This window comes from Vibrio sp. R10-SG3-ISO10 (assembly GCF_059834185.1).
Genome location: NZ_JCBDHG010000025.1, coordinates 133,770 through 158,035 on the forward strand (window position 1 = coordinate 133,770; position 24,266 = coordinate 158,035).

23 protein-coding genes are annotated in these 24,266 nt (G+C 45.7%); 8 read left to right on the forward strand and 15 right to left on the reverse strand.

Annotation, left to right across the window (positions count from 1 at the left end; all coding sequences use genetic code 11):
- Positions 1–124: 124 nt before the first annotated feature.
- The 4 genes from AC6R16_RS21540 (at position 125) to AC6R16_RS21555 (ending at position 4,431) form a co-directional block, all read left to right on the forward strand.
- Positions 125–916 carry a Wzz/FepE/Etk N-terminal domain-containing protein gene (locus AC6R16_RS21540; RefSeq protein WP_500675695.1) on the forward strand — a complete coding sequence of 264 codons (792 nt, stop codon included), beginning with the start codon at positions 125–127 and terminating at the stop codon, positions 914–916.
- Positions 917–1,096: 180 nt separating this feature from the next.
- Complete coding sequence (locus AC6R16_RS21545; protein WP_004410737.1) at positions 1,097–1,387, forward strand: co-chaperone GroES; 291 nt, start codon at positions 1,097–1,099, stop codon at positions 1,385–1,387.
- A gap of 75 nt (positions 1,388–1,462) precedes the next feature.
- Complete coding sequence (groL, locus tag AC6R16_RS21550) at positions 1,463–3,109, forward strand: chaperonin GroEL (protein ID WP_500675696.1); 1,647 nt, start codon at positions 1,463–1,465, stop codon at positions 3,107–3,109.
- 152 nt (positions 3,110–3,261) lie between these two features.
- A complete protein-coding gene (locus AC6R16_RS21555) occupies positions 3,262–4,431 on the forward strand; it encodes a nucleotide sugar dehydrogenase (RefSeq protein WP_500675697.1) in 1,170 nt (389 codons plus the stop codon).
- Here AC6R16_RS21555 and AC6R16_RS21560 read toward each other — a convergent pair.
- Both AC6R16_RS21560 and AC6R16_RS21565 read right to left on the reverse strand, forming a co-directional pair.
- Positions 4,428–5,006, reverse strand: coding sequence for a uracil-DNA glycosylase family protein (locus AC6R16_RS21560; protein ID WP_500675698.1), 579 nt, complete (start codon positions 5,004–5,006; stop codon positions 4,428–4,430). The genes AC6R16_RS21555 and AC6R16_RS21560 overlap by 4 nt on opposite strands.
- Positions 5,006–5,932, reverse strand: coding sequence for a D-2-hydroxyacid dehydrogenase (locus AC6R16_RS21565; protein WP_500675699.1), 927 nt, complete (start codon positions 5,930–5,932; stop codon positions 5,006–5,008). Before AC6R16_RS21565 ends, AC6R16_RS21560 begins: the two co-directional genes overlap by 1 nt.
- Positions 5,933–6,016: 84 nt before the next feature.
- On the opposite strand from AC6R16_RS21565, the gene AC6R16_RS21570 reads away from it, so the two are divergent.
- The gene (locus AC6R16_RS21570; protein WP_171323953.1) at positions 6,017–6,604 is read left to right on the forward strand and encodes a YjaG family protein; all 588 of its coding nucleotides are present in this window, start codon (positions 6,017–6,019) and stop codon (positions 6,602–6,604) included.
- A gap of 146 nt (positions 6,605–6,750) precedes the next feature.
- Here AC6R16_RS21570 and AC6R16_RS21575 read toward each other — a convergent pair whose 3' ends face one another.
- A complete protein-coding gene (locus AC6R16_RS21575; RefSeq protein ID WP_500675700.1) occupies positions 6,751–7,863 on the reverse strand; it encodes a CNNM domain-containing protein in 1,113 nt (370 codons plus the stop codon).
- 330 nt (positions 7,864–8,193) lie between these two features.
- Between AC6R16_RS21575 and hupA the strand changes: the two genes are divergently transcribed.
- Together hupA and AC6R16_RS21585 are read left to right on the forward strand one after the other, a co-directional pair.
- Positions 8,194–8,466: a nucleoid-associated protein HU-alpha gene (gene hupA / locus AC6R16_RS21580; RefSeq protein ID WP_004742945.1), complete on the forward strand. Its 273-nt coding sequence runs from the start codon at positions 8,194–8,196 to the stop codon at positions 8,464–8,466.
- A gap of 81 nt (positions 8,467–8,547) precedes the next feature.
- Entirely contained in the window at positions 8,548–9,249 is a 702-nt protein-coding gene (locus AC6R16_RS21585; RefSeq protein ID WP_500675701.1) for a DUF1481 domain-containing protein, read from the forward strand.
- Between the two features lie 74 nt (positions 9,250–9,323).
- Here the strand turns inward: AC6R16_RS21585 and purD are convergent, their stop codons facing one another.
- Both purD and purH read right to left on the reverse strand, forming a co-directional pair.
- On the reverse strand, positions 9,324–10,613 hold the full coding sequence (gene purD / locus AC6R16_RS21590; RefSeq protein WP_500675702.1) for a phosphoribosylamine--glycine ligase: 1,290 nt from the start codon (positions 10,611–10,613) through the stop codon (positions 9,324–9,326).
- A 214-nt stretch (positions 10,614–10,827) separates the two neighbouring features.
- Positions 10,828–12,420, reverse strand: a complete 1,593-nt coding sequence (gene purH / locus AC6R16_RS21595) for a bifunctional phosphoribosylaminoimidazolecarboxamide formyltransferase/IMP cyclohydrolase (protein WP_272786134.1) — start codon at positions 12,418–12,420, stop codon at positions 10,828–10,830.
- Positions 12,421–12,706: 286 nt separating this feature from the next.
- On the opposite strand from purH, the gene zntR reads away from it, so the two are divergent.
- Positions 12,707–13,150, forward strand: coding sequence for a Zn(2+)-responsive transcriptional regulator (zntR, locus tag AC6R16_RS21600; RefSeq protein ID WP_500675703.1), 444 nt, complete (start codon positions 12,707–12,709; stop codon positions 13,148–13,150).
- Here the strand turns inward: zntR and AC6R16_RS21605 are convergent.
- The 10 genes from AC6R16_RS21605 to AC6R16_RS21650 all read right to left on the reverse strand — a co-directional run bounded on the left by AC6R16_RS21605 (position 13,147) and on the right by AC6R16_RS21650 (position 24,098).
- A complete protein-coding gene (locus AC6R16_RS21605) occupies positions 13,147–14,127 on the reverse strand; it encodes a sensor domain-containing diguanylate cyclase (protein ID WP_500675704.1) in 981 nt (326 codons plus the stop codon). The two genes, zntR and AC6R16_RS21605, sit on opposite strands and share 4 nt — an antisense overlap.
- A 177-nt stretch (positions 14,128–14,304) precedes the next feature.
- Complete coding sequence (gene fis, locus AC6R16_RS21610) at positions 14,305–14,601, reverse strand: DNA-binding transcriptional regulator Fis (protein WP_000462885.1); 297 nt, start codon at positions 14,599–14,601, stop codon at positions 14,305–14,307.
- A gap of 71 nt (positions 14,602–14,672) precedes the next feature.
- Positions 14,673–15,635, reverse strand: a complete 963-nt coding sequence (gene dusB, locus AC6R16_RS21615; RefSeq protein ID WP_500675705.1) for a tRNA dihydrouridine synthase DusB — start codon at positions 15,633–15,635, stop codon at positions 14,673–14,675.
- 139 nt (positions 15,636–15,774) lie between these two features.
- Positions 15,775–16,662 carry a 50S ribosomal protein L11 methyltransferase gene (gene prmA, locus AC6R16_RS21620; RefSeq protein WP_500675706.1) on the reverse strand — a complete coding sequence of 296 codons (888 nt, stop codon included), beginning with the start codon at positions 16,660–16,662 and terminating at the stop codon, positions 15,775–15,777.
- A 127-nt stretch (positions 16,663–16,789) separates the two neighbouring features.
- The gene (gene accC / locus AC6R16_RS21625; protein ID WP_171323715.1) at positions 16,790–18,133 is read right to left on the reverse strand and encodes an acetyl-CoA carboxylase biotin carboxylase subunit; all 1,344 of its coding nucleotides are present in this window, start codon (positions 18,131–18,133) and stop codon (positions 16,790–16,792) included.
- Positions 18,134–18,148: 15 nt separating this feature from the next.
- The gene (accB, locus tag AC6R16_RS21630; RefSeq protein WP_500675707.1) at positions 18,149–18,616 is read right to left on the reverse strand and encodes an acetyl-CoA carboxylase biotin carboxyl carrier protein; all 468 of its coding nucleotides are present in this window, start codon (positions 18,614–18,616) and stop codon (positions 18,149–18,151) included.
- A gap of 100 nt (positions 18,617–18,716) precedes the next feature.
- Positions 18,717–19,166 carry a type II 3-dehydroquinate dehydratase gene (gene aroQ, locus AC6R16_RS21635; protein ID WP_500675708.1) on the reverse strand — a complete coding sequence of 150 codons (450 nt, stop codon included), beginning with the start codon at positions 19,164–19,166 and terminating at the stop codon, positions 18,717–18,719.
- 301 nt (positions 19,167–19,467) lie between these two features.
- Complete coding sequence (gene acs, locus AC6R16_RS21640) at positions 19,468–21,417, reverse strand: acetate--CoA ligase (RefSeq protein ID WP_004742956.1); 1,950 nt, start codon at positions 21,415–21,417, stop codon at positions 19,468–19,470.
- A 211-nt stretch (positions 21,418–21,628) separates the two neighbouring features.
- Positions 21,629–22,261 (reverse strand): 3'-5' exonuclease, encoded by a 633-nt coding sequence (locus tag AC6R16_RS21645; protein ID WP_500675709.1) that lies wholly within the window; start codon positions 22,259–22,261, stop codon positions 21,629–21,631.
- A gap of 10 nt (positions 22,262–22,271) precedes the next feature.
- Positions 22,272–24,098 (reverse strand): DUF294 nucleotidyltransferase-like domain-containing protein, encoded by a 1,827-nt coding sequence (locus AC6R16_RS21650; RefSeq protein WP_500675710.1) that lies wholly within the window; start codon positions 24,096–24,098, stop codon positions 22,272–22,274.
- Positions 24,099–24,266 lie beyond the last annotated feature (168 nt).

The following is a 24,266-nucleotide window of genomic DNA, read 5'->3' on the forward strand; positions in this document are numbered from 1 at the left end:
GTGAATTTACTCTCCTTTTCTAAACCTCTAATACTGTCAGGCGTCGAAAGGCTATGTTAGTATTTACAGATTCAATTAAGTATTTTTAGTAAGAATAAGCAAGTTGCTTGTAAAAGGATTATGTGTGAACGAGCAAAATCAACCATTATCAAATCAACATTACTCACTTAGCCCCCCCTCCCACCATAACAATAGTGGAGAAGATGTAGAACTTAGAGAACTTTTTAAAGCTCTGTGGGATGACAAGTCAACAGTTGTTTTTTTTACTGTGATATTTTCACTTGGTGCGTTAATTTACGCCTTTTACAAACCCAACATCTTTCAGGTTAGTGCTTCATTTCAAATTGAAGAATCTGTTTACAGTGTTGCGAAGGAATACGAACCAAGAGTTTCTCGTGAATTTATAATGAGCGATGTTTTTAAGGAAAAACTTATCCAAGAAATTGATACTGACAGTAAAGAGTTAGTGGGAATTAATATACGATATGATATCCGCAAAGGTTTTTTTACTATTTACGAAATATCGACAGAGCCGCAAGTAGCTTATAGCAATGTTAGTAAAGCTATAGAAAAACTTAATGATATAGTCAAAAATGAAGAACTGAAGAAAGTTGATTCATCCCTGGAAGAACTGTCTCTTCTTATTGATAGAGATATACCAAACGCTATTCAACAGCACTTGGATGAACTATTTGCTTTGCAGATTTATAAAAAAGCAATGTTAGAGAGTTCAAGTGCAACTATTGTTCGGTTAGTTTCCAAGCCTGTCAAGCCAACTGCACCTATAAGTCCGAATCGTAAATTTTTTGTTGTTTTGGGATTTTTACTTGGTGCAAGTTTAGGGGTGATTTTTGTGTTGTGTCGATTTGTATTTCTTCGAGAAAAATCTAGAGCCTCAAAACCTCAACAAACATAGGCATCTATAGATTTATAGTCTTAAAATAATCTATGTAAGAACCAGATCACAAAAATCTACTGCTTCCCCCTTGGGTTTCCTGAATTTACCCCTCATATAGATAGCACAAGACTTTGAAACTTTGTGCTTTCGCGCAATGCAATTATCAAACAACATGGAAATTTTCAGGAGAGACGACCGATGAACATTCGTCCATTACACGACCGAGTTATCGTAGAACGCCAAGAAGTTGAATCTAAGTCAGCAGGTGGCATCGTTCTGACTGGTTCTGCTGCAGAGAAATCGACTCGCGGTGTTGTACTAGCTGTGGGTAAAGGCCGGATCCTAGAAAACGGTACAGTGCTACCGTTGGACGTTAAAGTTGGCGACACTGTTATCTTCGCTGAAGGTTACGGCACTAAAACTGAAAAAATCGACGGTAAAGAAGTGCTAGTTATGTCTGAAAACGACATCATGGCAATCGTTGAGTAATAGCAATCATTGAGTAATTTTTTGCTCAGGTTCAGCTGAAAATCAAAACAAAGAATTTAGAAAAGGAAACTAAAGATGGCTGCTAAAGACGTTAAATTTGGTAACGATGCACGCGTAAAAATGCTTGAGGGTGTAAACGTTCTGGCTGACGCGGTAAAAGTAACACTAGGCCCTAAAGGTCGTAACGTTGTTCTAGACAAATCTTTCGGTGCACCAACGATTACTAAAGATGGTGTATCTGTAGCGCGCGAAATCGAACTTGAAGACAAGTTCCAAAACATGGGCGCGCAAATGGTTAAAGAAGTAGCGTCTCAAGCAAACGACGCTGCGGGTGACGGTACAACAACAGCAACTGTACTTGCTCAAGCTATCGTAAACGAAGGCTTAAAAGCTGTTGCTGCGGGTATGAACCCAATGGATCTTAAGCGTGGTATCGACAAAGCGGTTGTTGCTGCTGTTGAAGAGCTAAAAGCGCTGTCAGTTCCATGTGAAGACACTAAAGCGATTGCTCAGGTAGGTACTATTTCTGCGAACTCCGATTCAAGCGTCGGTAATATTATTGCTGAAGCGATGGAAAAAGTCGGCCGTGATGGCGTTATCACTGTTGAAGAAGGTCAGGCTCTACAAGATGAGCTAGACGTGGTTGAAGGTATGCAGTTCGACCGCGGTTACCTATCGCCTTACTTCATCAACAACCAAGAAGCAGGCTCTGTTGATCTAGAGAACCCATTCATTCTTCTAATCGACAAGAAAGTTTCAAACATCCGTGAACTTCTTCCGACCCTAGAAGCAGTAGCAAAAGCATCTCGCCCTCTTCTTATCATTGCTGAAGATGTGGAAGGTGAAGCACTGGCAACGCTAGTTGTGAACAACATGCGTGGCATCGTAAAAGTAGCGGCGGTTAAAGCGCCTGGTTTCGGTGACCGTCGTAAAGCTATGCTACAAGACATCGCTATCCTAACTGGCGGTACAGTGATTTCTGAAGAAGTTGGCCTAGAACTAGAGAAAGTGGTTCTAGACGATCTAGGTCAAGCGAAGCGTGTTGCTATCACTAAAGAAAACACAACTATCATCGATGGCATTGGTGAAGAAGCAATGATCTCTGGTCGTGTTGCTCAAATCCGTCAGCAAATCGAAGAAGCAACTTCAGACTATGACAAAGAGAAGCTACAAGAGCGCGTTGCTAAACTGGCAGGCGGTGTGGCAGTGATCAAAGTTGGCGCAGCGACTGAAGTTGAAATGAAAGAGAAGAAAGACCGTGTAGAAGATGCGCTTCATGCAACTCGAGCTGCGGTTGAAGAGGGTGTTGTTGCTGGTGGTGGTGTAGCACTAATCCGCGCAGCTTCTAAGATCACTGAACTTCAAGGTGACAACGAAGAGCAAAATGTCGGTATTCGCGTAGCTCTACGTGCAATGGAAGCGCCTATCCGTCAAATCACGAAGAACGCTGGTGACGAAGAGTCAGTGGTTGCTAACAACGTGAAAGGCGGTGAAGGTTCATACGGCTACAATGCTGCAACAGGTGAATACGGTGACATGATCGCAATGGGTATCTTAGATCCAACTAAGGTTACTCGTAGCGCACTTCAGTTTGCTGCATCAGTTGCGGGCCTAATGATCACCACAGAAGCTATGGTGACAGACCTACCACAAAAAGATGCTCCTGCAATGCCTGATATGGGCGGCATGGGTGGTATGGGTGGCATGGGCGGTATGATGTAATCCCCCGATCTACTTATAGCGATTTAAAAACGGAGACTTCGGTCTCCGTTTTTTGTCTCTAAATTGTCAAGCCTCTGCATAGTAATTGAAACCTTAACCAGTAACTCTAGAGATAAGTAAGTAGACCATCTGAATATAGATAGGAGCTTAAGGTGAGAATTGCGGTAGTAGGATGTGGGTATGTAGGTTTATCAATTGCGGTGCTCCTGTCTCAAAGAAACAGTGTTGTTGCTCTTGATGTGGTGAGGCATAAAGTTGAGCTTATTAATGACCGCCTTTCCCCTATTCGTGATGAAGGCATTGAAGAGTTTTTGAGTTCTCGAACTCTTGATTTAATTGCGACAACAGACAAGTATCAAGCGTATTGTGGTGCTGAGTTCATTGTAATTGCAACCCCAACGGATTACGACCCAATTACCAACTACTTTGATACATCGTCTGTTGAGGCTGTTATTCGTGATGTCGTGGCGATAAATCCGCGTGCCACTATGATCATCAAATCGACAGTGCCTGTCGGCTACACCAAAAGAATCAAGAGTACGCTAAATGTCCAAAACATCATCTTCTCACCAGAGTTTTTACGTGAAGGATTAGCACTGTACGATAATTTAAATCCCTCTCGTATTATTGTTGGTGAACGCAGTGAGCGTGCGAAGCAATTTGCGCAGTTATTGCTAGAAGGTAGTGAAAAACAAGGTGCTGAAGTGCTTCTGATTGATTCTACGGAAGCTGAAGCGGTCAAATTGTTCTCCAATACTTATTTAGCGATGCGGGTGGCGTATTTTAATGAGCTAGACTCTTATGCTGAATCTCACCGTTTAGATACGCGGCAAATTATTCATGGCGTCGGCTTAGACCCTCGTATCGGTGAGCATTACAACAACCCGTCATTTGGCTATGGTGGTTACTGTTTACCTAAAGATACCAAGCAGCTATTGGCAAACTACCAAGATGTACCAAATAATCTAATTGCCGCTATTGTAGCCGCCAATAAAACTCGCAAAGATTTTGTCGCACAGTGCATCATACAGCGTGAGCCTAAAGTAGTAGGAATCTACCGACTGATAATGAAAACGGGCTCGGATAACTTTCGGTTTTCTTCTATTCAAGGGATTATGAAACGCATCAAAGCGCGAGGAATTGAAGTGATTGTCTATGAACCAGTGATGGAAGAGGAGTCTTTTTTTCAATCAGAGGTGGTTCGTAACCTACAAGCTTTTAAACGGCGCGCTAGCCTTATCGTCTCCAATCGAATGACAAAAGAGTTGATGGATGTGCAAGATAAGGTCTATACCCGAGACCTATTTGGTTCAGATTCCTAAGCTTCTGATAAGTAGCGATGTACATACTCTCTAATGTAAGGCACAACCTCAGCTTCAAACCACGGGTTTTTCTTTAACCACAAAGTATTGCGTGGTGATGGATGAGGCAAGGGGAGGTAGTTGGGTGCCCAGCGTTGCCATTGCTGAACAGTCTCGGTCAGGTTTTTCGGTTTATCTGACAAATAGTAATTCTGCGCATATTGGCCGATGAGTAGCGTCATACCTATGTTAGGCAGTTGCTCAAGAACGCGTTGATGCCAGAGCGGCGCGCACTCTTTCCGTGGTGGTAGGTCGCCACTTTTTCCTTTGCCCGGATAACATAAGCCCATTGGCATAATGGCAATGTTACTAGGGTCGTAGAAGGTCTCTTTGTCGAGCGCTAGCCACTCACGCAGCCGATTACCACTCGGATCATTCCAAGGTATTGAGGTTTCATGGACTCTTGTTCCTGGTGCTTGGCCTATGATTAACAATTTTGCGGAGCTAGAGGCTTGAATGACAGGGTTGGCTCCCAGTGGCAGAGAAGGCTCGCAAGCCTTGCAAGCTCGAACCTCTTTTAGTAGCGGTTCTAACATCAGTAACCTTTATTTAGGTCGACCACGTTTATCAACCCAAAGCCATCGCACCAACGCTGATAGTTCTCGGCAAAAATGTCGATAACTTGTTCAGGAAAACTCAAAGCTGCGATATGGGGAGTAAGAGTTATCCCCTCATGATGCCAGAATCGGTGCTCTTCATTCAGTGGCTCCTGTTTGAACACGTCTAGATAAGCATGACTGACATTTTCATTCTTAATCGCCGTGAGCAATCCATCTTCATCGACTGCACTACCTCGGCCGACATTAAATAGCAGAGCACCAGAACAGTGGCCCAAACTATCGGCATTGAGGATATTTTCTGTTTCAGGAGTATTTGGCAAGGTGTTAACGACGATGTCCGCCTGTTTTAGGGCTGTAGCCAATTCCTGAATATGATAGGTCGCATCAAAAGGGGACTGTTTGCCAGGAATGCCACTTCTGTTAACACCAATTGGCTCGATGGCAAAACCCTTAGCGACGCTCGCAAGATAAGCGCCTATCGAACCCGTACCTAGGATAACCATCTTCTTTTTCGCCAAAGAGAGATAAGGTCTGGGTTGCCACTGATGTTGCGCTTGCAACTGTCGATAGTGATTAAAGTGACGATAGTGCTCAATGGTATAACCCAACACGTATTCGGCAATTTGCTGACCAAAAATACCTTTTACATTGGTTAGCTCGCCTGAGAAATCGTCTAGTTTGCCTACTAGGGCATCGACTCCAGCATAAATAGATTGAATCCATTCGATGTTGGGGAAATCATCAAGATGCTTAGCGGCGAGCGGGGGCGAAGCAAGTAGGATAGTTGCCTCACTGCGCGATGAGGTGAATTCGAGTTCAGGAAGTGCTACTTGTTCGAGTAACTGTTGGTAACGGCCATCATCTTCGGTAAGAAGATAAACTTTATGAGTGAAATTGTTCATCGCCTTGCTTTTTTCCCTGTTGGTTATCAAGTACACTTTCGCTGTCTAATTCAGCAACTAGGTCAACTGACCCAAAGAGTCTCTATGCTACAGAACCCTCTTCAGCTTCGTCTTGAGAAGTTAGAACCATGGCAACAGATTACCTTTATGGCGAGTCTGTGTGAACGTATGTACCCAAACTATGCAATGTTTTGTGATAGCACCGAGTTTGCCGAAGCGCGTGTTTACCGTGATATTTTAGACAGCATTTGGGAGCAGCTCACTGTCAAAACGGCAAAAGTGAACTTTGAGCGTCAGCTAGAAAAGCTAGAAGAGATCATTCCAAGCTCAGAAGATTTTGATTTTTATGGTGTTTACCCAGCGATTGACGCTTGTGTCGCACTGTCTAACCTTCTACATGGCTTGCTAGATAGAGATTATCTGTTTGAAAACATGCACAAAGTAAGTCAACAGTCGGTGATGACGGTCGCTCAGCTTGAAGAAGCCCAAACAGGTGAAGAGATTACTAACGAGAACCAAAAACAGAATGAAGCAGTTTGCGGTGAATGGGATGTGCAATGGGCGATCTTCCGTCCATTGAGAGAAGCTGAACAGCGTGATATTGAACTGATCAAAGATTTACGTGCTGAGCTTCGCGATGAAGGTGTAAGTAATATTGGAATCGAGCTATAGATCAATCTTCCATAGTTAGGTATTCCCTACTTTAGTTTATTCAAATAGAAGAGGGTTGACGCTTTCACGTCAACCCTCTTTTTTTATTATCCAGTTATCCAGTTATCCAGTTATCCAGTTATCCAGTTATCCAGTTATCCAGTTAACTAACTCTCGTCTTTTTTATTGTCTTTCGGCTTATCTACTGGTTCTTCAACAAGCTCTTCATCGTCATCACGATTTTCGATTACGCCATGCTTTTCTTTCCACTTCTCCCAACGGTCAAAAGCAAGCTCTTGCATATCAGTGGTACGGTCAGCTTCATCGACAATCTCTTCACCAACTAAGTGCTCAAACACATCTTCCAGAGTCAAAATACCTTGAATGGTGCCGTATTCATCGACGATCATCGCCAATTGCAGGCGCTTTGCCATCATCTGCTCAAACGCTTTTGGCAGTGCCATAGTATTGAAGAGTACATGCACAGGACGCATTATTGCACCGAGTTGTTTGTCACCACAGCCTGCTTGTTGCAGTTTAAATAACTCAAGGCGGTGCACAAAACCAATGATGTTATCAGTCGACTGGCTATAAACCAGAGGACGTGAGAACGGCGTCTCTTTATGTTTATCGAGAAACTCATTGATCGTCATTTCGGCATCAACGCGGAAAACAACAGGTCGAGGCGTCATCACCTGAGTGACAGGCACATCTTGGATACCGAGCAAGTTAGTCAGAATCTTAGACTCACCTTCTGCAAATTCACCACTCTCTTTGGCTAAAATTGCCATGGCGGATAGCTCATCACGCATTTTTGGTGCTTCATGCCCACGGGCTAAGCGCTTAGTGATCTGCTCTGAGAACCACACAAATGGAGTTAGCGCCCAAACCATCCAACGCAGAACCACAGCTGAAACTGGGGCTAGTTGACGCCAGTAAGTGGCACCAATGGTTTTAGGTACGATTTCTGATAGCACTAAGATACCTAGCGTGAGCACACCCGAGAAAACGCCTAGCCACTCGCTACCAAAGACAACCGCAGCTTGTGCACCTGCACTCGCCGCACCAATGGTGTGGGCAATCGTGTTCAAGGTCAGGATCGACGCCAGTGGGCGGTCAATGTCTGCTTTTAGCTTAGCCAGTTGCTCAGCCGCGGGGTGCCCTTGCTGACGCAATTGGGCGATATAACTTGGTGAGATACTCAGAAGAACCGCTTCTAATACGGAGCAGATAAACGATACGCCAATCGCAACAGTGACGTATATGGTTAGCAACAACATAAGTGTCCTATGTAGATTTACACCCCTATCAATTCTTGCCGGAAAAGTGCGACTTTTCGTACCTGCGCATTATTGATATGAGCATTTTATATTCGCTTTAGGTCCCGAAATATCAGGCTTTACGGGCTCTCGCATGTCTATAAATAAGGCCAAAATAGGTTAAAAACAAGTATTAAGTCTTGCTGACAGAGTAACAAATTGTGAGTTAATGCTCAGAATATGGTTAAAAGTGCGTCATGAGAGCTAAAGATCGCTTACAAACCTTTGCCAGATGGGGCATTTATGTTTTAGAGTGAGTTGAATTCGATAACATATGAGAAGGGAAACCTAATGAACAAGACCCAATTAATCGACTTTATCGCAGAGAAAGCAGACCTATCTAAAGCGCAAGCTAAAGCTGCTCTTGAAGCAACTCTTGAAGGTGTGACTGATGCACTTAAAGAGGGTGACCAAGTTCAACTAATTGGTTTTGGTACATTCAAAGTTAACCACCGCGCAGCACGTACTGGTCGTAACCCTAAGACTGGTGCAGAGATTCAAATCGCTGCGGCTAACGTTCCTGCATTCGTAGCAGGTAAAGCACTGAAAGATTCAGTAAAATAATTTATTGCTGATTTCAGAGTTTCAAACTCGGAATTGTATATAATACGCCAAGGTAGCTGCTATCTTGGCGTATATTTGTTTATGACGATGAAAAAACTTCTAGCACCTTCACTAATCGCTTCTTTGCTGGTTGGATGCTCTTCGAGTATTCCGACTCCCAACCTAGACCAGTTTACTGAGTATACTGGTGGTCAGAGTATGGGGGATGCGACCAGCCTATATTGGTACACCGAACGTTTATCTTTTCCTTACACCGCTGCGGACTATGTGAGCGCCGGAGACTATGGTTGGTATAAATCTGACTATCGATGGGAAGATGGCGAGATTCGAGAACTGATTCGTGAGGGGCAACAGCTAAAAGACAATCAAAGTTTAGTTCCTTACCGTATTCATGTTCGCTTTAGCAAAGATGGCGAGGCTATCTATCAGCAGTACCGGCTCGACGGGAAGGTCTTGCCGCTGAAAGCGGATAAAATTGCTTGGCTTAAGCAAGAAGCGCTGACTATTCCAACTCGCACCAAAGAGCAGAGCAATTCAGGTGTTCGTTTGATTCAGGGCTATTGGGATGGCTCAAGCTTTGATACTTGTTCAGGACAAAGCTATGAGCAAGCCGAGTTTAACGAGACATTACCAAGTTTTGTGGTAAACCGCTTGGCGAGCGTAGACAGCTATGCGGCGTTTTTGGGTACTACGCGAAACAAAAAGGTTGTGGTAAACCAATTGCTCATGCTGGCGGAAGATAGCCATGACTGCATCGAACGACCAGCTCTGATCGAAGAGTAATAATCGGCAAAAGATAGATAAAACAAAGGCGCTCATTGAGCGCCTTTTTACGATAAGCCAACTGATGTTGTGATTTACTGTTCTTGCTCGCGCGCAATCGCTCTGTAGCCGATGTCGTTGCGGTGGAACATACCATTCCAGCTTACTTGCTTAGCTAGTGCGTACGCTTGCTCCTGAGCCTCAGAAACGCTATTACCAAGTGCTGTTGCACAAAGAACGCGGCCGCCGTTAGTTACGATCTCACCTGATGCGTTGTTAGCAGTACCAGCGTGGAAGATTTTCTGACCTTCAACTTCTGCTGCTGGTAGAGAAATAACATCGCCTTTAGCGTAATCTGCTGGGTAACCACCTGCAGCCAGTACCACACCGATAGACGCACGCGGATCCCATTTAGACTCCGCTTCGTCTAGTTTCTCGTCGATAGCCATTAGACACAGCTCGACAAGATCAGATTCCATACGCATCATGATAGGTTGCGTCTCTGGATCGCCGAAGCGGCAGTTGTATTCGATAACCTTTGGCGTACCGTCTTTATCGATCATTAGACCCGCGTAGAGGAAGCCTGTGTATGGGTGACCTTCTGCATCCATACCACGAACCGTTGGGTAGATAACCTCTTCAAGAATGCGCTCGTGGATTTCTGGAGTCACAACCGGAGCAGGAGAGTAAGCACCCATACCACCTGTGTTAGGGCCAGTGTCTTTATCACCGACACGTTTGTGGTCTTGGCTGGTGGCCATAGGCAGAACGCTTTTACCATCCACCATTACAATGAAGCTTGCTTCTTCACCGTCTAGAAACTCTTCGATAACCACGCGGCTACCCGCTTCACCAAAGGCGTTGCCAGCGAGCATATCTTTGATTGCGTCTTCGGCTTCTTCTAGAGTCATCGCAACAATAACGCCTTTACCTGCCGCAAGACCATCGGCTTTGACCACGATAGGTGCGCCTTGCTGACGAACGTAAGCCAGTGCAGGCTCGATTTCAGTGAAGTTTGCATAAGCACCGGTTGGGATGTTGTGACGAGCTAGGAAGTCTTTAGTAAACGCTTTTGAGCCTTCTAACTGTGCTGCTGCTTCGGTTGGGCCAAAGATTGGCAAACCCGCTTCACGGAATGCATCTACCACACCGATAACAAGTGGCGCTTCAGGGCCAACAATCGTTAGCTCGATTTTTTTCTCTTGTGCGAAAGCAACCAATTCAGAAATCGCTTCAACACCAATGTTGACGTTCTCAAGCTTAGGCTCAAGAGCAGTACCTGCGTTACCTGGTGCAATAAATACTGTTTCAACGTTTGGGTTTTGCGCCGCTTTCCAGCCTAGTGCATGTTCACGACCGCCAGCACCAATGATAAGTACGTTCATTTTTTTAAATCCTTATAGCTGCGCCAGTGTCTTTATTTCTGTGTCAAACATGCTCACTTATAGTCATAAGCTCCGCGTGTTTTCCTTGAACTAAAGGCACTGGCTTGCTCTAACGTATTTCAAATATCGGAATATCCAAAAAACAAATTATAAGTCTTGCTCTACTCGGAGCGCTGCGTTCCCGTTTCCAGAAGCGAAGCGCTCTCGCTTCTTTCTAGTGGCGGAAGTGGCGCATACCGGTAAAGATCATCGCCATGCCATGTTCGTCTGCTGCTGCGATAACTTCGTCATCACGCATAGAACCACCCGGTTGAATCACGCACTTGATACCTGCTTCTGCTGCCGCATCGATACCGTCGCGGAATGGGAAGAACGCATCCGATGCCATTACACAGCCTTCAACTTGTAGACCTTCGTCAGCCGCTTTGATGCCTGCGATCTTCGCTGAGTAAACGCGGCTCATTTGGCCAGCTCCAACGCCGATAGTCATGTCACCCTTCGAGTAAACAATCGCATTTGATTTAACGTACTTAGCTACTTTCCAGCAGAATAGGGCGTCTTTTAGCTCTTCTTCTGTTGGTTGGCGCTTAGAAACCACTTTTAGGTCATCTAGGCTTACCATGCCTTGGTCACGGTCTTGAACCAGTAGGCCGCCATTAACGCGTTTCACGTCAAAGCCCGTCGTCTTAGTTGTCCACTCGCCACATTCTAAAAGGCGAACGTTCTTCTTCGCTGCAACCACTTCAATTGCTTCAGCAGATACAGAAGGAGCGATGATGACTTCAACGAATTGGCGCTCAACGATAGCGGTTGCTGTTGCCGCATCTAGCTCTTGGTTGAAGGCGATAATGCCGCCGAAAGCAGACGTTGGGTCCGTTTTGTATGCGCGGTCATACGCTTCAAGGATGTTACCACCTAGCGCAACACCACATGGGTTAGCGTGCTTAACAATCACACATGCTGGCTCGTCGAACTCTTTAACACACTCAAGTGCTGCGTCAGTATCGGCGATGTTGTTGTAAGAAAGGGCTTTACCTTGGATTTGGCGAGCAGTAGAAACAGAGGCTTCTTCTGGATTTGCTTCAACATAGAAAGCTGCGTCTTGGTGGCTGTTTTCACCGTAACGCATGTCTTGTTTCTTGATGAACTGCTGGTTGAATGTGCGCGGGAATTTGCTCTCTTCGTCACCTTCTTTGTTCTCTCCGTAAGATGGAACCATAGTGCCGAAGTAGTTAGCGATCATGCCGTCGTAAGAGGCTGTGTGCTCGAAGGCAGCGATAGCTAGGTCAAAGCGTGTTTCTAGAGTCAGAGATGTCTCGTTCGCATCCATCTCAGCGATAACGCGGTCGTAGTCGTGCGCGTTAACGACGATAGTCACATCTTTGTGGTTTTTCGCTGCTGAGCGAACCATAGTTGGGCCACCGATATCGATGTTCTCGACCGCGTCGGCAAGAGTACAACCTTCTTTCGCCACTGTTTCAGCGAATGGGTAAAGGTTCACCACGACCATGTCGATTGGGTTGATACCGTGCTTTTCCATTACGTCGTCATCTTGACCACGACGACCTAGCACACCACCATGTACTTTAGGGTGAAGCGTCTTAACACGACCGTCCATCATTTCTGGGAAACCAGTGTAATCTGATACCTCAGTTACTGAGATGCCTTTTTCTGCCAGTAGGCGAGCAGTGCCACCTGTTGATAGAATATCAACACCTCGGTTAGCAAGAGCTTGGGCAAACTCAACAATACCAGTTTTGTCTGATACGCTGATTAGTGCGCGGCGAATAGGACGAGCGTTAGTCATGCTTCCATTTCCTCAAAGTCACAGAGTTAATATGTAAGATAAAGATATTTGCCAAAAGTGAACTTGTTCTTATGCTTTGATTACAATCAGGCACTAAGATATTGGCCAGTTTTGGTAAAGACCTTTCCAACATTTGTTGGTGGTAAACTAGTCTCTGAGTTTGATGGCGCACATTCTAACTAATTTATTACAAAAAAGCTCGCGCAATCGTTTGGCATCTCAAAAATAATTGTGAAAAGCTCAAGTTTAGGCTTAAAACGTAACGAAACAGTTAATAGGAAAAGTTATGTTCCAGATCGGAGAATTGGCTAAGCGCTGTAATGTCACAGCAGATACATTACGCTTTTACGAAAAGAATCAGCTAATTAGACCAGCAGGTCGCAGTGATTCAGGTTACCGGCTCTATAATGAAGAAAACCAACATCAAGTCAGCTTTATCCTCAAAGCGAAAGACTTAGGTTTGAGCTTGGATGAGATTCGCGAACTTTTAGAGATAAAACTTGAGGCTACAGAACATAGTTGCGCCGAAGTTAAGGCGATCACTACAGCTAAGCTTTCTGTGATTGATGAAAAGATTATTGAATTAACTCGAATTCGCACAGCACTGAAGAAAATTAATGATGCTTGCTGTGGGCACGTTGATGATGATGCCAGTCATTGCTCGATTTTAGGTGCACTTGCGAGCGAAGAACACCAAGACTCTTGCTGTGAGATAGAAAAGGGGGTTTAAGAAGCGCGGCGGATATTGGCTTTCAACTCAGTGTTTGACTTGATGTCCGGAAGATTCTCGTAGTAGAGAGTGACTTGGTTACGACCGGTTTGCTTGGAGTAATACATCGCTTTGTCTGCTTGTACCATCAGCTCTCTAACGGATGATACATGGTCATTCAACTCGGCAATCCCAATACTCACTGTCGGCAAGATGATGTGATCATCTACCTGACAAGGTGTGGTCTCAATCGAGTGACGGATGCGCTCAGCAATATCGTACGCTTGAATTGCGTTAGTGCGAGAAAGCACCACACCAAACTCTTCACCACCTAAACGGCCAATATAATCACTGGAGCGAATTAACCCTTGGCAAATATGCGCAACTTGGACGATGACTTCATCACCGGACAAGTGGCCCACTTGGTCATTAATTTCTTTAAAGTGGTCGATATCAATCATCAAACAAGAAAGGTGCTGCTGGGTTGGGCTATCGAACTCCCGCTCCAGTCTTAGCATAAAGGCACGGCGGTTTAATATGCCAGTCAACTCATCGGTTTCAGCCAGTTTCTTTAATTCCACTTGGTGAAGGTGAGCTTTAGTGATCTCTTTCTCTTGCCACAGAACATATTTGGCACCGCTTGCCAATGTGATGGGCTTGAGAGAGGCTTCAAACCATCTTTCATCCACGCCATTCCAAGCTTCAAGCTCTTCGATAGAAAGCAGCAGCTGTTGGCAAGGGGTCATTGAGTATTGCAGAGTTTTACGTTGACCTGAGGTTAACGCCTGTTTGAAGTGGTGCTGTAAATTCTCAGCAAGGCTTTCTGGAAGGATCTCGCTAAACGTACGGTTGAGGTATTTATTGGTTAACTCAGGATCAGATTGAGTTGCTTCACCAAAGCTATCCACGATACGTCCGTGCTCATCAATGATCAGCAGACGATCAGGTAGCTCGGAGAGCATAAGACTCAGCCATTCTTCCCTTTGCATATCAACCATGTAGATTAGTCCGAACGTAAACGTAATTGATTATTATATCGACCACTTTGAGGTTAGCAATCGCAATAGATCACAGATCGTTGAATATTCGTGCAACTAACACTGGCTCTAATGATAAAAAAACCGGGATTACTGACGTAAGCCCGGCTTCTTAAAATCAAAATATCGAATGAACGATTAGTTCATGCCGTATTTTTTAAGTTTCTTGCGAAGAGTACCGCGGTTGATACCCATCATAGTTGCTGCGCGAGTTTGGTTACCGCGAGTGTACTGCATGATGGTATCTAGTAGTGGCTGTTCAACTTCAGCTAGAACTAATTCATATAGTTCTGTTACTTCTTGGCCATTAAGTTGAGCCAAGTAGTTTTTAAGAGACGCTTTAACAGAGTCACGTAGTGGCTTCTGAGTAATCTGGTCCTGTGACGTTACTGTAGTTACTGTTAATGCTTCTGAAGTCAGATTTTGTTCGAACATATTCGGTCTAGCTCTTCTCTTAATTATGATGCAACGTTTACCTGTCGTAGTTGGGGCGAAAGCACAACTAGTTAGGCTTTATCAAAATACTCTTCAAGCGCTTCAAGTTGCAGCTCAGCTGCATCAATGGCGTTGAAGGTACGGCGAAACTCACTTGCTTGCTCATGCTCTTTTAGGTACCAACCTACGTGCTTACGCGCGATTCGTGGACCTAAATACTCTCCATAGAAATCATGCAGTGCATTCACATGGTCAAGCAGGATGTCTTTCACTTCCGAGTAAGGAAGCTCAGGCATCGTGGTGCCGTTTTCCAAAAAGTGTTGGATTTCCTGAAAAATCCACGGACGACCTTGGGCAGGGCGTCCAATCATTAAAGCGTCAGCACCGGTATATTCCAGTACATGCTTGGCTTTCTCTGGGCTATCGATATCACCGTTAGCGATAACCGGAATTGAGATAGCTTGCTTGACCGCTTTAATGCTGTTGTATTCGGCCTCACCTTTGTACATACACGCTTTAGTTCTGCCATGCAGAGCAAGAGCCTGAATGCCGCAGTCTTCGGCTAATTTAGCGATTTGGACACAGTTTTTGTTATCTGTATCCCAGCCAGTACGGGTTTTCAATGTCACTGGGACATCGACTGCATTGACTACAGCCTTCAGAATATCTTCAATGATATCTGGATACTGAAGCAGGGCAGAGCCGGCTAGCTTCTTATTCACTTTTTTGGCTGGACAGCCCATGTTGATGTCGATGATTTGCGCACCGTTTTCAACACTGAACTGAGCAGCGTCGGCCATAAGCTGTGGATCAGCGCCGGCAATTTGTACAGAGCGAATGCCCGATTCGCCTTCATGTACCATGCGTTGCTTTGATTTGGACGTTTTCCATAGTTTTGGATTGGATGACATCATTTCACTGACGGCCATTCCAGCACCATAGCGGAGACACAACTCACGGAACGGTCTATCGGTCACACCTGCCATAGGGGCAACGATGAGATTATTCTTAAGTTGGTAGTTTCCGATTTTCAAAACGTCTTCACAGCTTAGTACCAGCAAGGGCGCGCATTTTACGCATTTTTTAGCGCTGTGAAAAGACTAATATTTGAGCATTTACAAATTGTTTTCGCAAAATGCCCAAAAATCAGTCAATTAGCTCGCAAAGTCTTGTCTAGCCTTGCTTTCGACCAGAGATGCGACACCATTCACTTTGCTCTTTGATAGGATCAATGTGAAGCTCATCACGGTAATAGTTAGCCACATCTTCAGCTTGAGTATCAAGCACGCCTGACATTGCAAGCTCGCCGTTTGGCTTAACTAAAGACTTAATGATTGGTGAAAGTTCGCGTAGCGGACCTGCTAAGATGTTAGCAACAACCACGTCAGCAATTAGACCTTCAGGCTGATCTTGAGGAAGGAACACTTCTAGCTGCTCGGCAACACCATTACGTTCAGCGTTGTCTTTAGAGGCAAGCAGTGCTTGAGGATCAATATCGATCCCGATAACTTTTTCCGCGCCCAGTTTGATCGCGGCGATCGCAAGAATGCCAGAGCCACAACCAAAGTCGATCACTGTTTTGCCCGATAAATCTAAGCCTTCTAGCCATTCAAGACATAATGCGGTAGTTGGGTGGGTACCAGTACCAAAGGCAAGGCCCGGATCCAGCATCACGTTGACCGCATCAGGCTCAGGGATCTCACGCCAGCTAGGGCAAATCCATAGGCGCTCGCCAAACTTCATTGGGTGGAAGTTATCCATCCACTCGCGTTCCCAGTCCTTATCTTCCAACTGTTCGACTTTATAAGCGAAATCATTTGCCAGTAGACCGCTGAGTTTGGATTGCTCAATGATAAAGTTAGTATCTGCTTCCGCGTCATACAGCGCTAGTATATCCGTATCACCCCAAAGACGAGTTTCACCAGGTAGAGGTTCGAATACAGGCGTATCCTGCGCGTCTAAGAAGGTCACAGACAGCGCACCAGTCTCTTCCATTAGCATGTCGCCGATCTGTTCAGCGTTTTCATTGGTCGCATTGAGTTTGATTTGAATCCAAGGCATGAGTATGAGCTCTTTACATTGATTGATGTGATTTGGCGCAGAGTGTAGCAGAAAAGGCTAACAAGTGCGCGAAAACAAAAATGCTCACCGAAGTGAGCATTTTCATTATAACTAAAGCGGAAATCGCTTATTGCAGGCCTAGTTTCTTCTCTAGGTAATGAATGTTGGCACCACCGTGTTGGAAGTTCTCATCATTCATAATGCTTTCTTGTAGAGGAACGTTAGTCTTGATGCCTTCAACGATCATCTCGCCTAGTGCGTTCTTCATACGTGCAATCGCAACATCACGGTTCTCACCGAAAGTGATCAGTTTACCGATCATTGAATCGTAGTGAGGAGGCACTGTGTAGCCTGTGTAGATGTGCGATTCCCAGCGAACACCCATGCCGCCAGGGGCGTGGAAGCGTTCAATCTTACCTGGTGAAGGTAGGAAGCGCTCTGGGTCTTCTGCGTTAATACGACATTCGATAGCATGGCCGCGGATCTTGATGTCATCCTGAGTGAATGACAAAGGCTGACCTGCTGCTACACGTAGTTGCTCTTTGATTAGGTCTACGCCCGTTACCATTTCAGTTACTGGGTGCTCAACCTGAATACGAGTATTCATTTCGATGAAGTAGAATTCGCCGTTTTCGTATAGGAACTCAAACGTACCTGCGCCGCGGTAACCGATTTCTAGACATGCACGTGTACAACGTTCACCGATGTACTTACGCATCTCTTCAGTGATACCTGGTGCTGGCGCTTCTTCAACAACCTTCTGGTGACGACGCTGCATAGAACAGTCACGCTCACCTAGGTGGATAGCACCGCCTTGACCATCAGCAATAACCTGAACTTCAACGTGACGAGGGTTCTCTAGGAATTTCTCCATGTAAACCATGTCGTTGTTGAACGCTGCCTTTGCTTCAGCACGCGTCATAGCGATGGCTTCAATTAACTCGCCTTCAGAACGAACAACACGCATACCACGACCGCCGCCGCCGCCAGACGCTTTGATGATTACTGGGTAACCAATACGCTTAGCGTGTGCTTTGTTTGCCTGCTCGTCGTCATCTAGTGGGCCATCAGAACCCGGTACACAAGGTACGCCAGCTTTCTTCATTGCCGTGATAGCAGAAACCTTATCACCCATGATGCGGATTGTTTCCGCTTTAGGACCAACAAAGATAAAGCCGCTGCGCTCAACTTGCTCAGCAAAATCTGCGTTTTCAGATAGGAAACCGTAACCAGGGTGGATTGCCACCGCGCCAGTCACTTCCGCTGCTGAAATGATGCGTGGAATATTTAGGTAGCTATCGATACCACGGGCAGGACCGATACAAATCGCTTCGTCTGCAAGTAGCACGTGTTTTAGGTCACGGTCAGCAGTTGAGTGAACAGCTACTGTTTTGATGCCCAATTCTTTACATGCGCGAAGAATACGAAGTGCAATTTCACCTCGGTTCGCGATGACTAATTTATCTAGCATAAGAGAGAGCCTCTATTATTCGATAACAACAAGTGGTTGGTCGAATTCAACTGGTTGGCCGTCTTCAACTAGGATAGCGGTTACAACGCCAGATTTGTCTGCTTCGATTTGGTTCATCATCTTCATCGCTTCAACGATACATAGCGTGTCGCCTGCGTTTACTGTTTGACCAACTTCAACGAATGACTTCGCGTCTGGGCTTGGAGAACGGTAGAAAGTACCTACCATTGGAGAAAGAACTTGGTGACCTGTTGGAGTTGCAGGAGCCGCTGCCGCTTCTGGCGCTGCTGCAGGAGCAGGTGCCGCCGCTGGTGCAGGCGCCGCTACAGGAGCTGGAGCTGCTGCGTATTGAACTGGTGCTACAGGTGCAGCAGTACCGTTACGGCTGATGCGTACCGACTCTTCACCTTCAGAGATTTCTAGCTCAGCAATGCCAGACTCTTCTACTAACTCGATAAGCTTCTTGATTTTACGGATATCCATCTTTTCTTTCTCTTTTATCTTGTGAATAAGACAGCTCAAAACGAGCTGCAGAGTGTTTATTTACGTTGAGCATCTGCGAAGGACTTCAACGTCAGTTGGGTTACTTTGCCTGCAGTTTATTCAGTGCGGCAGACAGAGCGAATTGGTATCCTTGTGCACCTAAACCACAAATCACGCCCTCAGCCTTATCTGAGAGATAAGAGTGATGACGGAATGGTTCACGAGCATGCACATTGGATAAATGTACTTCGATAAATGGGATAGCCACACCTAACAGCGCATCTCTAAGTGCAACACTGGTGTGGGTAAAGGCGGCAGGGTTGATGATAATAAAATCCACCTTGTCGTATGCCGCATGGATAGCTTCGATCAGCTCATACTCACGATTGGATTGAAGATGTTGGAGTTCAACATTGGCTTCATTCGCTTGCTTGGTTAATGTGTCGATAATCTGCGGTAGCGTTGACGAACCGTAATGGGCGGGTTCGCGTAGACCTAACAGGTTTAAATTTGGACCATTTAAGACAAGAATGCGTGATTTTGCTGTCATTGTGCTGCCATCTTCCTACTTCATGATATGAACTGGAATATTCCCATATTATCTCGGATTCATCATGCAGTTTTTACTAAAAATAGCAGTGAATCTTTGAAATAGACCCAGATTATAGCTAATTCAGCGCATTTAGCAGCAATTTACTGGTCTAATCTCCCAGCTTGAAGCCGGATTTTTGTAACCGAGGTAACATTTTTTGCTCAATGAGAAAGGGCGAGAGAGGAGTACTTTAGACGGTAAAAACAAAAAACCGCCACATAATGTGACGGTTTGAAGTTCTACATAGTGGTGTTGGCAATTACGCTAATTCCGCTTTTTCTGCAATCAGCTTATCAACCACACTTGGATCCGCTAGGGTTGAAGTATCGCCTAAATTGCTAGTATCGCCTGTGGCAATCTTACGTAGAATACGACGCATAATCTTACCTGAACGAGTTTTAGGTAATGAATCTGTCCAGTGCAGCACATCTGGTGTTGCGATAGGGCCAATTTCTTTACGCACCCAGTCCTTCACTTCTTTATGCAGTTCTGCACTTGGGAACTCACCATCATTGAGTGTGATGTAAGCGTAGATTGCTTGGCCTTTAATATCGTGAGGGATACCAACAATCGCTGCTTCAGCAATCTTATCGTGAGCGACGAGTGCCGATTCGATTTCTGCGGTACCCATACGGTGACCAGAGACGTTTAATACGTCATCCACACGACCGGTAATCCAGTAGTAACCATCTTCATCGCGACGCGCGCCGTCACTGGTGAAGTACATGCCTTTAAATGTAGAGAAGTAAGTTTGCTCGAAGCGCTCATGGTCGCCATATACTGTGCGCATCTGACCTGGCCATGAATCAAGGATGACTAGGTTACCGTCAGTCGCACCTTCGATGATGTTACCCATGTTATCTACCAGAGCAGGCTGAACACCGAAGAATGGGCGAGTCGCAGAGCCTGGTTTGAGGTCTGTTGCGCCTGGTAGTGGGGCAATCAAGATGCCGCCTGTTTCGGTTTGCCACCAAGTATCCACAATAGGTGAATCTTCATTACCGATGGTTTTGTAGTACCACTCCCACGCTTCAGGGTTAATCGGTTCACCTACAGAACCCATAATACGTAGGCTGCTACGTGACGTTCCTTCTACCGCTTCATTGCCTTTCGCCATAAGTGCGCGAATCGCTGTTGGTGCCGTGTAGAGGATATTCACTTGGTGTTTATCCACCACTTGGCTCATGCGGTTTGTGCTTGGGTAGTTAGGCACACCTTCAAACAGAATCGTTTTTGCACCGTTAGCCAGTGGGCCGTAAATCAGATAAGTGTGGCCGGTAATCCAACCCACATCAGCGGTACACCAGAAGGTTTCGCCTGGTTGATAATCAAATACGTACTTGAATGTCATCGTTGCGTAGACAAGGTAACCGCCTGTGGTGTGCAGAACACCTTTTGGTTTACCTGTCGAGCCAGAGGTGTAGAGGATGAAAAGAGGATCTTCTGCTTTCATCTCTTCTGGTGGGCAGTCAGCAGAAACATTTGCGGTTGCTTCATGCCACCAAACATCACGATGCTCATGCCAATCAATGTCACCGCCAGTACGTTTCATGACGATGACTTTTTCGATGGTTTTTACTTCTGGGTTAGTCAGTGCTTCATCAACATTCTTTTTCAGAGGAACAGCACGACCACCACGCACGCCTTCGTCAGCGGTAATCACCACTTTAGCGTCTGAATCAATAATACGGCCAGATAGTGCTTCTGGAGAGAAGCCACCGAATACAACAGTATGTACCGCACCAATACGGGTACAGGCTAGCATGGCAACCGCTGCTTCAGTCACCATTGGCATGTAAAGACAAACCACATCGCCTTTACGCACGCCTTGCTCTTTCAGTGCGTTCGAAAACTCACACACTTCTTTATGCAGTTGGTTAAACGTCAGTGTTTTATCGTCGTTTGGATCATCACCTTCCCAGATGATGGCGACGTCATCACCACGTTCAGCAAGGTGACGGTCAATACAGTTTGCTGACACGTTAAGCGTGCCGTCTTCGAACCAGCGGATATCAACGTGGCCGGTATCAAAGGAAGTGTTCTTTACTTGAGTGAAAGGCTTCATCCAATCGACGATTTTTCCGTGCTCACTCCAGAAACCAACAGGATCTGTCACAGATTGTTGGTACATAGCTTGGTAGGTATCGTTATCCGCGTGGGTATTTTTTTTGATGTTTTCTTTTACCGGATAAATATGGGCTTCACTCATTGCTTATCTCCTTGTGCTTAATTCCTTGTGAATTGAGCAAGTGTCCGTTTAAAACGATAAGGTCACCTGACCCTGACGTTGTAGAATCCCTATACCCATAACTTTCAAGCACAGGCGAGAATTCGACAATTAGACTTTAGGATGAGAGAGGTAGATCTGCTTTGAAATGAAGGAATTAAAACGCAAATTGAGAACTTGGTCGTAAGTTGGGTTAACGGGTATAAGGCAGATTTAAGCTAGGGAGGTCACCTTTTGTTAATCGAACAAACACTAAGGCGGCGGAAATCGCATCTTGGAGGGCATCGTGTTTGTCTTGCAAAGGCAAGTCGAGATGCTTACAAATGGCATCCAAGCTGAGGTCAAAGTAAGCGTTAGGCAGGTGTTTTTCTAGCTTGTCGTGATAGATCTGGCTGACTTCGATTAAAGGGTTGGGTAGAGGAAAGCCCAACTGTTTGCGACAGGCGAGATCGAGAATTTTTTTGTCATAGCGAATGTGATAGCCGACTAATGGACGATTACCTATAAACTCCAGCAGTTGCATCAAGGCTTGTTTTTCATCGATACCATCAACGAGATCCTGATGGCGGATGCGGTGGATTTTGATTGAGCCAGAGTCCAGTGATTGCGGGGCTCTAAGCCTGACTTCAAACGGTTTGCTGGTAATAATTCGATTGTCGATGATTTTGGTCGCCGCAATGGTAACGAGTTCGGCACGATTAGGGTCGAGGCTGGTGGTCTCACAATCTAACGAGACGTACTCGCCTTTTTGCACCGAGGCAAAAAGGGGCTGATAAGGAGCCCCCTTGAGCTTGTAAAACCAATAACGGCGTTGCAACCAATTCATACACCAGCCTCTAATCTCTTATCTGATAATGATAGCCCAAGAACTGCTTAAACTTTTTCACCACATGCAAACTATGACGCAGCAAGTCTCGTTCGGTGCGCTCTATCTGTTTCAGGTCGATGCGATTGTGGTTGTGCTGATTTGTCAGTTGTTGATTGAGGCGCAGCTTGAATAGCAACTTAAGTGCTTCACTGAGGTTGTCGGCGGTTTCTGGTTCGAGTATCCGCTTCAATCTTAAGGCTTCTATGCGTTCAAAGGTGTTTTTCTCTTCAATGCCGTACTCTAGCGACAAGGTACGGATCCCATGAACAATAGGGAAGATGCCGCCACTTTTTACGTCGACACCTTGTTTGTCTTTCTTAACATTGCCAAACAGTGTCAATGGTAGAGAAAACTGTAACGCAGGACGCGAGAAGTCTTGCAGCGCGAGCATGTTGTTCAGCATGGTTTGCTTAAGATGTTGCGTGATGGGTTCGAGTAACGTTTTGTTGCCAGCGACGGCATGAGCATCGGTGAAAATCGCTAGGTCCATGACGTTTTCTGCACTGCTAGGCTTAGACCATTGGCTGATCGTGCTTTTCCATTCTGACTGGGTTTTGACCCATTTCGGGTTATTGACCATGACATTGCCAGGGCAAAGTGGGTAGCCAAGTTGCTGTAGCGTATGGGTTAGCTGACCCATAACGGTTTCACATTGGTGCCAATGAAGACCATCTTTGATGATCAATGCGTTGTCTTGGTCAGTTTTCAGTATTTGTTCCCCACGCCCTTCAGAGCCTAGAACGACCAAACAACAGTGATCGTGAAGGGCAGGAGGAACAATCAGTTCAAAGGCTTTCTCTATGATCTGCTCGTTGACCGCTGAGATCAGTTCCATGATAAAGCGGGTGCGAATGCCGTTGTTAAGTAGACTTTCGACTAAGTTTCGTTGCCTGTTTGAGGCGAGGGCCAACTCTTCAATACTGGTCGAGCGGGCAATACTTAACGTTAATACGTGCGAGTGGGTTGAGAAAGCGCTGAGGATCTGGGTCATATCGAGCATGCCGACCGCTTCTTTACCATCGGCGACCATCACGCGTTTCATCCGGTGGCGCGTCATTTTTATCATCGCATTAAAAAGAAATTCACCGTCCTCAACGTGCACCACAGGGAAAGTGGCAATTTTGCCTACTGGAGTGTCGAGTGGATGACCATCAAGCATAACCGCATGCAGCATATTGGTTCGAGTAATGATTCCATACGGCATTGAGTGCTCATCTTCAACGAGGCGAACATCAGAGTCGTTTAATCGCACCAACGCAGAGTCGATACCATTTTGCTTGAGTGTCTGCGTGACTTCATTCAGCGGCTGTTCGGGAGAGAGTATCATCGGCGGGTGATAGATCTCTTTGTCGACCTTGGTCAGGATAAACTCGGCCAGGTTTTGCTGTTGCTGGGCCGCATCGATCAGCTCTTGGCGCTTGGCAAGGTTGTTGTCGAAGTAGGCGGCGAACTGACCATTCTCGTTATACAGCTCAATGAAAACTGACTTGGGCAATAGATAGCAAAGGGTATCTTCTAATGCGATGTAGCGATGCTTTACCGTCTCTTCAAATAGAGCACGTACATCAAACAAATCATCATTAGCGTAGTGAGCAAAAATTTCTTTGTCGTCTTCCGAACGCTCTTCGACTGCTCCTTTGATCAGGATGTGCAGATGTTGGCTCTGTGTACCGGGCTGAAGTAAGGTTTCTTTGGCACGGTAATAAGCGACATCCAATGAGCTACGCAGCCGGTTCTGCTGCTGGCTGTCCAATCGATCAAACGGTGGGGAGTGCATATTAAATTTATCTGGCATTGCGAACCCTACTTCATTGCCACTCTATAGGTTAAGTGTGCAGGATTGGCATAATTGTTCCAGACGACTTTGGTCGAATCTATTAATGAAACAAGTCCGGCCACTTCGTTGCTAATGATGAAAATAGTGAGAATAGGGAAACGCAGTTGTGACGATTATTCCCTTTTT

Bases quoted from the DNA above. Each gene is read 5' to 3' on its own strand.
- AC6R16_RS21645 (WP_500675709.1), bottom strand. From the start codon at position 22,261: ATGAATTGGTTGCAACGCCGTTATTGGTTTTACAAGCTCAAGGGGGCT.
- AC6R16_RS21585 (WP_500675701.1), top strand. From the start codon at position 8,548: ATGACGATGAAAAAACTTCTAGCACCTTCACTAATCGCTTCTTTGCTG.
- groL (WP_500675696.1), top strand. From the start codon at position 1,463: ATGGCTGCTAAAGACGTTAAATTTGGTAACGATGCACGCGTAAAAATG.
- AC6R16_RS21565 (WP_500675699.1), bottom strand. From the start codon at position 5,932: ATGAACAATTTCACTCATAAAGTTTATCTTCTTACCGAAGATGATGGC.
- AC6R16_RS21570 (WP_171323953.1), top strand. From the start codon at position 6,017: ATGCTACAGAACCCTCTTCAGCTTCGTCTTGAGAAGTTAGAACCATGG.
- zntR (WP_500675703.1), top strand. From the start codon at position 12,707: ATGTTCCAGATCGGAGAATTGGCTAAGCGCTGTAATGTCACAGCAGAT.
- AC6R16_RS21575 (WP_500675700.1), bottom strand. From the start codon at position 7,863: ATGTTGTTGCTAACCATATACGTCACTGTTGCGATTGGCGTATCGTTT.
- accC (WP_171323715.1), bottom strand. From the start codon at position 18,133: ATGCTAGATAAATTAGTCATCGCGAACCGAGGTGAAATTGCACTTCGT.
- AC6R16_RS21560 (WP_500675698.1), bottom strand. From the start codon at position 5,006: ATGTTAGAACCGCTACTAAAAGAGGTTCGAGCTTGCAAGGCTTGCGAG.
- accB (WP_500675707.1), bottom strand. From the start codon at position 18,616: ATGGATATCCGTAAAATCAAGAAGCTTATCGAGTTAGTAGAAGAGTCT.
- acs (WP_004742956.1), bottom strand. From the start codon at position 21,417: ATGAGTGAAGCCCATATTTATCCGGTAAAAGAAAACATCAAAAAAAAT.
- hupA (WP_004742945.1), top strand. From the start codon at position 8,194: ATGAACAAGACCCAATTAATCGACTTTATCGCAGAGAAAGCAGACCTA.
- AC6R16_RS21545 (WP_004410737.1), top strand. From the start codon at position 1,097: ATGAACATTCGTCCATTACACGACCGAGTTATCGTAGAACGCCAAGAA.
- fis (WP_000462885.1), bottom strand. From the start codon at position 14,601: ATGTTCGAACAAAATCTGACTTCAGAAGCATTAACAGTAACTACAGTA.
- purH (WP_272786134.1), bottom strand. From the start codon at position 12,420: ATGACTAACGCTCGTCCTATTCGCCGCGCACTAATCAGCGTATCAGAC.
- purD (WP_500675702.1), bottom strand. From the start codon at position 10,613: ATGAACGTACTTATCATTGGTGCTGGCGGTCGTGAACATGCACTAGGC.
- prmA (WP_500675706.1), bottom strand. From the start codon at position 16,662: ATGCCTTGGATTCAAATCAAACTCAATGCGACCAATGAAAACGCTGAA.
- AC6R16_RS21650 (WP_500675710.1), bottom strand. From the start codon at position 24,098: ATGCCAGATAAATTTAATATGCACTCCCCACCGTTTGATCGATTGGAC.
- aroQ (WP_500675708.1), bottom strand. From the start codon at position 19,166: ATGACAGCAAAATCACGCATTCTTGTCTTAAATGGTCCAAATTTAAAC.
- AC6R16_RS21605 (WP_500675704.1), bottom strand. From the start codon at position 14,127: ATGGTTGATATGCAAAGGGAAGAATGGCTGAGTCTTATGCTCTCCGAG.